At 45.3% G+C, this 7,704-nt stretch carries 11 protein-coding genes and 2 tRNA genes; 9 read left to right on the forward strand and 4 right to left on the reverse strand.

Annotated features, from left to right (window positions below):
• On the reverse strand, positions 1–487 hold a 487-nt coding region (locus C7B77_RS18615), incomplete at its 3' end, for a sigma-70 family RNA polymerase sigma factor (protein ID WP_146138392.1).
• A gap of 711 nt (positions 488–1,198) precedes the next feature.
• On the opposite strand from C7B77_RS18615, the gene C7B77_RS18625 reads away from it, so the two are divergent.
• From C7B77_RS18625 to C7B77_RS18640, 3 genes are all read left to right on the forward strand, one after another.
• On the forward strand, positions 1,199–1,378 hold the full coding sequence (locus C7B77_RS18625) for a chlorophyll a-b binding domain-containing protein (protein WP_181243921.1): 180 nt from the start codon (positions 1,199–1,201) through the stop codon (positions 1,376–1,378).
• A 241-nt stretch (positions 1,379–1,619) separates the two neighbouring features.
• A tRNA-Leu gene (locus C7B77_RS18630) sits at positions 1,620–1,701 on the forward strand.
• A gap of 299 nt (positions 1,702–2,000) precedes the next feature.
• Positions 2,001–2,073 (forward strand) — tRNA-Arg (locus C7B77_RS18640).
• A gap of 59 nt (positions 2,074–2,132) precedes the next feature.
• Here C7B77_RS18640 and grxC read toward each other — a convergent pair.
• Positions 2,133–2,402: a glutaredoxin 3 gene (grxC, locus tag C7B77_RS18645; protein WP_106308156.1), complete on the reverse strand. Its 270-nt coding sequence runs from the start codon at positions 2,400–2,402 to the stop codon at positions 2,133–2,135.
• Between the two features lie 400 nt (positions 2,403–2,802).
• Here grxC and sodB point away from each other — a divergent pair, with 400 nt between their 5' ends.
• The 3 genes from sodB (at position 2,803) to C7B77_RS18655 (ending at position 4,424) form a co-directional block, all read left to right on the forward strand.
• Positions 2,803–3,396 (forward strand): superoxide dismutase [Fe], encoded by a 594-nt coding sequence (gene sodB, locus C7B77_RS18650; RefSeq protein WP_106308159.1) that lies wholly within the window; start codon positions 2,803–2,805, stop codon positions 3,394–3,396.
• 63 nt (positions 3,397–3,459) lie between these two features.
• Entirely contained in the window at positions 3,460–3,612 is a 153-nt protein-coding gene (locus C7B77_RS30160) for a hypothetical protein (RefSeq protein WP_181243922.1), read from the forward strand.
• A 107-nt stretch (positions 3,613–3,719) separates the two neighbouring features.
• The gene (locus C7B77_RS18655) at positions 3,720–4,424 is read left to right on the forward strand and encodes a CPBP family intramembrane glutamic endopeptidase (RefSeq protein ID WP_106308162.1); all 705 of its coding nucleotides are present in this window, start codon (positions 3,720–3,722) and stop codon (positions 4,422–4,424) included.
• A gap of 127 nt (positions 4,425–4,551) precedes the next feature.
• Here C7B77_RS18655 and rpsU read toward each other — a convergent pair whose 3' ends face one another.
• Together rpsU and C7B77_RS18665 are read right to left on the reverse strand one after the other, a co-directional pair.
• A complete protein-coding gene (gene rpsU / locus C7B77_RS18660; protein ID WP_015162498.1) occupies positions 4,552–4,740 on the reverse strand; it encodes a 30S ribosomal protein S21 in 189 nt (62 codons plus the stop codon).
• A gap of 140 nt (positions 4,741–4,880) precedes the next feature.
• On the reverse strand, positions 4,881–5,162 hold the full coding sequence (locus tag C7B77_RS18665; protein WP_015162499.1) for an RNA recognition motif domain-containing protein: 282 nt from the start codon (positions 5,160–5,162) through the stop codon (positions 4,881–4,883).
• Between the two features lie 405 nt (positions 5,163–5,567).
• Here C7B77_RS18665 and sipA point away from each other — a divergent pair, with 405 nt between their 5' ends.
• From sipA to raf1, 3 genes are all read left to right on the forward strand, one after another.
• The gene (sipA, locus tag C7B77_RS18670) at positions 5,568–5,789 is read left to right on the forward strand and encodes a regulatory protein SipA (protein WP_106308165.1); all 222 of its coding nucleotides are present in this window, start codon (positions 5,568–5,570) and stop codon (positions 5,787–5,789) included.
• A gap of 112 nt (positions 5,790–5,901) precedes the next feature.
• Complete coding sequence (locus C7B77_RS18675; RefSeq protein ID WP_146138393.1) at positions 5,902–6,435, forward strand: DUF4149 domain-containing protein; 534 nt, start codon at positions 5,902–5,904, stop codon at positions 6,433–6,435.
• A 262-nt stretch (positions 6,436–6,697) separates the two neighbouring features.
• Positions 6,698–7,704: RuBisCO accumulation factor 1 (gene raf1 / locus C7B77_RS18680; RefSeq protein ID WP_106308168.1), on the forward strand; the 1,007-nt coding region annotated here is incomplete at its 3' end.

The following is a 7,704-nucleotide window of genomic DNA, read 5'->3' on the forward strand; positions in this document are numbered from 1 at the left end:
AACTTACGGGCTGGCGGTTTTGGTACGCCATTTTGATTTCTTGCCACTCAACGATGGAAATATCCAATGCTTGGGCGATTTCGGCTTCGGTGGGTTGGCGTTGATGTTGTGCTTGGAAATTTTTGGTAATGGTTGCCGATTGTTGGATCAGTGCGAACCACTTGCGGGGCATTTTTAAGATCGAACTTTTATCGCGCAAATAGTGTTGAATTTCACCCCTAATATAAGGCATCGCGAAAGTACTAAAGGCATATCCTTTGCTAACTTCAAATTTGTCGATCGCGTTAATCAGTCCGATACTCCCAACTTGCAGCAAATCGTCATAAGTCTCTTTGCACTGACTCACCCAGTAATGTGCTTCTTTCCGCACCAATCCCAAGTTTAGTTCCACAATCTGGTTGCGCAGTCTTGCTTTGCCAGTTTGTTGATATTCGCGCAGTAGTTGTAAACTGTGGTGCTTCAGATCGCATTCTAAAACGGTAGTCATGACAATTTTATAAATAAGAGTTGATAGTAGATCGCGAAATAATGCGAAACCATAGTTTAAAATTGGCAGCGATAGCTAATTGCTAAAAATCGGCGATCGGCTAAAGTATATAAAGACTAGCCATGCTGCTGTCGCGCATCTAAATCGCTTGCTATCGGCGGAGCCTTTGAGAAAAGAGGATCGCAGATAGTGAAATGGCGTTTTTAGATGTGCTGTAATGGTCAACCGAGCGGTCGAATGTTTTTTATGATGATTTATTTAGATTGCTTTTAAGGATGAGCCGCCAGCCCGATGTCAAGCAGTTGAAACAAAAGTTGCTATTTATATAGTTCACTTAATAGATCGCACTATCTCTATTTACTCAATTTCGCTCGATCCTTTTATGAGTTGCGGATCGTAGCTCGTTAAGTTTAGTCTCAAATCTTTATAAATTCCATCAGTGGGATTACCAGTTGTCAATAGTCGAGCAATATTCGATCGAGTCTTCTACGTGTTTTCACTTATCTTGCTGCTCCCCGATGTTTACTGTGGACTTGTCTATATTGTGGGCGATTCTTTGGCGATCGTTTGTGATAACATCACAAGTCCGACATCGATCTCGATCGCATGTCAACCGAAAATGGCGATTTGATTGGGTATTACGGCAATTTATGCCAAAAATAAATTGCGAATCGATTAAAATAACAGATAAATAGGAGGTAAATAACACTCGTGACGATCGAAACATCTACAGACTCAAACATCATTACTCCCCCAGTCGAGCCTAGTTTTGGCTGGAATGCTTATGCCGAGCGCACCAATGGTCGCTTTGCCATGGTGGGATTTGTCTTGTTATTGCTCTTGGAATTGGTAACGGGGCAAGATCTCTGGACGTGGTTGGGGCTACGCTAACACTGTTGCATCTTCGTACCGAGCGGCGTCAATCCTAGTACTCTTTCGAGAAGAGTTGGGATAGTAGCGGTAGAGTATCGGCAATGCTTGCTTTACTGATGCCGTCGGGTAATAGATTGCGTGAATTATTAAGAAACGTATCCGGTTGTCTTGTATCTCCGCTCTACCCTCTTGACTGGTACTATAAAGCGTGGTAAATTAACAAAGCGCATAAAACGCACCTCAAGAAAAAAATTAACAAGCGGATGTGGCGGAATTGGTATACGCGCACGCTTGAGGTGCGTGTGGCTTAGTCCTTGGGAGTTCGAGTCTCCCCATCCGCATCAGGTTCGGTCTCGATCGACAACAAAACCCAGATTTCTATAGAGAAATCTGGGTTTTGTCTTAATTAGATTACCCAAAAACTGCCACAATTCTAACTCGCGATCGCCGCATTTACCCCTTGCCAACTCCAGAAACAGACAATCTCGATCTGTGATATCGTTCGTGTATCCACTATCCACTATCCACTATTCACTCACTACGTCTAGATGTCTAGTTTGATGATGGGAAGGGAGTAGAGGCGATCGTGATTAGTCGATCGAACTTTTCTAGATAGGTTGTGATATAATTTGAAAAGTTAGGGCACGTGGCTCAGTGGATAGAGCATCAGGTTCCGGTCCTGAGGATCGGGGGTTCGAATCCCTCCGTGCTCATAAAAGCAAAAAGCAGCCGACATAATTATGTCGGCTGCTTTTTTATCGATCGGTAATAGTTAAGATCGAGCAATCCCCAATAGCGAATCTAATTTACCGCTATCGTCCAAGTCGTGGAGATCGTCACAACCGCCAATGTGAGCGTCATCGATAAAAATTTGCGGCACAGAGCGTCTACCATTAGCTCTTTTAGACATTTCCGATCGCGCCTGCTCGTCACCATCGACCGCATACTCGGTAAACTCGACACCCTTACTCTTCAACAAAGCTTTCGCGTCGATACAATAGGGACAACTACGCCAGGTATAGATTTCAATATTGGGCTGCATAGCAACTTTAGCTAATTTAATCCAGATTTTACCTATCTATCTTGGCACTTTTCAGTAGCGATCGCCCGAACGCTATCCTCGATAATCGCAAAAAAGTGAGGATTGCTCTCTAAGTATAGATACAAAAAATAGACCACCAGTAAATAGCGATCTAAGTTGCAGTAGTTATTGGGTAACTAATAAGCCTAATCTTACTCATAAATTTCCGATCGGCAATCCGCCAGTTGTACGAATTTATCTCAGCAAAAAGGCGGGTATTTGCCAACCGCTCTCGATCGGACATCGCATCAGAAAGCGCGATAGCAACCAGATTTGTGTCGATCTGCTCGCGTCTGGCGGGCTAAATTTGCTATAGTCAGCATAGAGTGAGAATACTACTAATTTTAGGAGAGCATCCCCAATGGCGTTCGTACAAGAAGCTTTGCCTTATGATGTCAGTGCTTTAGAGCCACACATGTCCGCAAAGACGTTTGAGTTTCACTATGGTAAGCATCATGCTACTTATGTGACTAACCTCAACAATCTTACCAAAGATACGCCGATGGCGGATATGTCGATCGAAGATGTTGTTAGAGGTAGTTTTGGTGATGCCAGTAAAGCAGGTATCTTCAATAATGCCGCTCAGGTTTGGAATCATACCTTTTTCTGGAAATCCATGAAGCCTAATGGTGGTGGTACTCCAACTGGTGAGTTGGCGGCAAAAATCGATGCTGACTTCGGTAGCTTCGACCAATTCAAAACAGACTTTAAAGCTGCTGCTACGACTCAATTTGGTAGTGGTTGGGCTTGGTTGGTTAACGATGGCGGTACGCTCAAGGTTACCAAAACTGGTAACGCTGAAAATCCCCTCGTTCACGGCCAAACTCCCCTGCTGACCTTAGATGTGTGGGAACATGCCTACTACCTCGATTTCCAAAATCGTCGCCCAGATTTTATCAGCACCTACTTAGATAGCTTGGTAAATTGGGATTTTGCAGCGGCTAATCTTAAATAGTCGCCAGTGGACGCGCAAGCGTCCATTCTCACTCAACAACCCATAATCTCAATTACAACTGTTGTGAAGGCGATTTTAACTGGCATTGCGCTTCAATTTGCCTCCGCCATCCTGACTAGTTCGAGCTTTACTCACTGCAAACAGCAAGTCTTCAACCAATCTGACAGTTGGCACCGATTGAAACTAGATCTGGCGATCGCGGCCTGCCGACTTTAGTGGTATATCAAAGAGGAATGGACGATCGCATAACTGTCCGATCGATCGCCAAGCAGACAAATTTAGGGATTAAGTTAAGAATATCCTTCCCATTCTCAATTTAATCGATGAAATCAACTCATAACATCTACTTACGCGAACGCAATCGCTCGATTCTGGCCTTATTACTCATCGTGCCCATCACCAGCATCGGCGCGCTGTTTTCGACGACAATTGCCCCAGGTACAATTGGGCAAGGCATCGCCATTTATTGCGGCATCTGGCTGTTGGTATTTCCGCTCTGGTGGCAGGTATCGGTAGAGCGACAGCAGCTACAATTGAAAGTAGCTCTAGATGGCTGGGTAGTGGGCGTTATCTTGGGTTTGCTAATGTTTGGCACGATCTTGGGTAGCTACTGGTTTGCAGGTAGATATTGGTTGAATATTGCCGATATTAGAGCCAGAGTCACCCAGATGGGTATGAATATTCCCTTGATGGTATTTGGCTTTGGGACTTTTCAGACTTTAGTTAATTCACTAATTGAAGAATATGTCTGGCGGTGGTTTGTCTATCGCCACTGTGCCAGATTATGGACGCAGGAGCAGGCGGTATGGATTTCGGCGGGATTCTTTACGCTGCACCATATTATTTTGCTGGCTGCTTATTGTGATGATTGGCGATTGGTAGTTGTCGGCTCGATCGCGGTGTTTGTGGCAGGGGTATTATGGGCTAGATGTGCCAAGATCTATCACTCGCTGTTACCTTGTTATCTCAGTCATCTCGCAGCGGATTTGGCTTTACAAATCGCTAGTTGGCACATCCTTTTGGGATAAATTGCCCCTAACCTAAATCTGGGTGTACTCAAATTTACAATACATATATACCAAAAATCTGCTCGATCGAGTTTTGAACGCTCTCCGAACAGATCTATAGGTTTAAATATTTGAGATAACAGATAGATTAAGTGCGGAACCGACGCTTATTCTGTCTGTGTCTGGCAATTGCTTTGCGCTTGCGCTTCTCAATTGGAGTTTCAAAGTGTCTGTGTTTGCGCATATCAGGAAAAATCCCCGCTTTGGAGACTTCTCGCTTGAATCGGCGTAGCACTGACTCAATGCCTTCACTTTCACCGGGAATTACTTGAGACATCCTAACCCATCCAAAAAAACTTACTAACTAATCATTATGGCTGAAAGAGTGGTATTCTTCCAACTATTTGCCAACCAAAATAAGGACAAACTTGACGTCTGTCCTTAAGACCTTACGAGCGCGAACTTTGGGGTTCGAGCTTAGTAGCGGCGGTTGCCGCCACCGAAGGAGCCTTTTTCTTCGCGAGGCTTGGCTTTGTTGACTTTGAGGTCGCGACCCATCCATTCAGCACCATCGAGAGCTTCGATAGCAGCAGATTCTTCGGCGTCGGTTTCCATTTCAACAAAAGCAAAACCGCGTAGACGACCAGTTTCCCGGTCGGTAGGCAATTGAACTCGTTTGACTTTACCATATTCGGCAAAAGTCTGAGTCAGGTCATCCTGCGTAACTTCGTAGGATAAATTGCCGACGTAAATTGACATATCGCTGTCTCCAGAATCCTGTAGGTGTAGAGAGTTAGATTCGGAGAAAAGCTTGTAAAAAGAACCATACAGCCGAAAATAATCTTCATTTATAATGGTAGCACAAGATCTTGGAAACCGATCGTTTATCATAATATCGATCGATTTCCATTGCAAGTCATGGATTTTGACTCGTGCTATTTTTTTAATAAGTGATGTTCTAACTCTTTCCCCGATCTAAATCATGGATCCCGACCATCGACTAGCGAGCGGATCGCCAATGCGGCTCTCTATCTCTGGCGATCGCCAGTTATGTATCGAGCATCGACTTTTGTAAAAATCATCCGATCGACTGATGCGAAAATCATTCGATTGAGATCTATGTAATTGCTAAATAATAATCGATATTTGCCGAATTAATAAATTATGTCTCAAGAATTTAACATTGGTGCAACGGTTCGGATTGTTGCATTACCACCTTATCTAAAAACTGCCGATCCGATGCCGATGTTGCGCCCCCCCACTCTATTAGAGATTGGTGCTCAGGGCATAATTACCGATCGCAAACCTGGCAATTATTGGGCAGTTAAATTCGATCGCAGCTCCTTTTTACTCGAAGATCGCTATTTCGAGTTAGTTAGCATCTAAGTTAGCCATTAGCTACCTCGCCAGCGGACAGATTTCGACACAAAAATTAGAACTACTTATCAATCTCATAAGTTATCCTGAATAGTTGAGGATCGCTAAAAAGGTAGATGACATGACACAAGCATTTAATGGTGGAGACAAGAATAGCTTTTTAGTAGGACAGACTCCAGCTAGACGATGGCAGAATGTCGCGATCGGCAGCCTGGGTCTGTGGCTGAGTGGTAGTTTACTATTAGATTTCGTCATCATGCCCACCCTCTGGACGACGGGGATGATGGAGAGTAGTGGCTTTGCCTCGGCAAGTTATAGTATTTTTTGGATTTTCAATCGGGTAGAGTTATTGTGTGCGGCGGCAGCACTGAGCAGTGTGTGGGCATTAAGCGAGGTATCTAGAGCCGATCTAGAAACTAAACGGGAGATGCTTGCTAGTGGCGTAATGCTGCTGCTAATCGCCCTGAGCTATACTTTTGTCCTCACGCCTTATATGAGTGGCTTAGGGATAGATTTGGACGTATTGGCGATGACAAAATCGCTGCCCGCAGAGATGAACCAACTGCACGCAATTTACTGGGTATTAGAAGCCAGCAAATTAGCGATTGCGGGGTTATTGTTGTCAAAGTGTGGCAATCGGGAGATCGCTCGTTAATTAGTCGATCGTCGATCGCCAAAAGTGCGTTCTTGGGCATTGCCCTGTCTTGGCGCAGCGAACGGGAGGTTCCCTCCCATTCGCTGCGCCGCAAGTGAAGCACCTTTTCAAGACAAAGATGGTAGGAGTAACCTCAATTACGATCGCAGAAAGCTGAGACGAAATAACCGCAAGATTACATCAAACCAGCCAGCCGAATTTCATTGCCACAGATTGCGCCAACGTAAGATACTAGAGATCTATCGATCGCAAAAACCCAATCATGACCGAATTCACCGACAATCAGCCACCCATCGATACAGAAGCACTCTTGCTGATGTTGCGGCGCAAAGAAAGCAACTGGGTAGAATGGGGCAAAGCTTGCCAGCAACTCCAAAAAGCGGGACTCAATCCCCAAGAAATTTTTGAAAAGACAGGATTTGAACCGATCCAGCAAAATCAAATTATTGTCGCCTCCCAAGTCTTTGATAGCATGATGAGCGTTGGGGTGGCACCAGCAACCGAAACTCACTATCAGCGCGTAGGTAGCGATAGTCTCTACGAACTCCGAATCCTCTCGAAAGAAGATCGGGCGGCTACGGCTGACTACCTCCACAGCCGCAATATCGACTCTGAAGGCTCGAAAGAGGTTGCCAAGGCATTTAAAGAATTTTCTTACATGCGCCAGCCGCCTGAGGGTTTTACCCACCATCCAGGGGATGCTGTCGCTTACCAGTACTGGCGATATATCAAGCAACAAGCCGATCTGACCGAAAAAACGCGTCTGATCGCGCGGGGACTGATGTTCGCCCACAGTCAAGGTGCCCGCCAGCAGATCGAAAAATTACTCACCGCGCTGACAGCACCACCCCAACGCCCAGCACCAGCATTACCGATCTACCGATTGGAAGCGGATGAGGAGCTACCGCGCACTATTCCTGTGGCTGGATCATTTCCGATCGCGACGAGCATTCTGGCACAAGTTCCCCAAATCGCTAGTAGTACCGGAGCTTTTCAGATCTTTCAGAGCAATTGGGCTGGTGGCTGGGTAAGTCTACCTGGTTGGGGCGTGTTATGTAAGGCAGAAGATCCGATCGCGATTTCGGCAACTAGAGACAATGTGCCTGTCAATATTAAGGGCGAATGGTCGGAAACGATCCTAATTTTCGATCGCAGTATTACTGAGTGGAGTGACTTTAATTATTTTGCCATCGATCGCGACGGACAACTGGCGATCGAATGGTTCGAGACAGCCCCAAGTATACCAATCTTGGCTCAATTAGTATTGAT

Origin of the sequence: Chamaesiphon polymorphus CCALA 037, from assembly GCF_003003845.1 — a bacterium.
Classification (GTDB): Bacteria; Cyanobacteriota; Cyanobacteriia; order Cyanobacteriales; family Chamaesiphonaceae; genus Chamaesiphon; species Chamaesiphon polymorphus.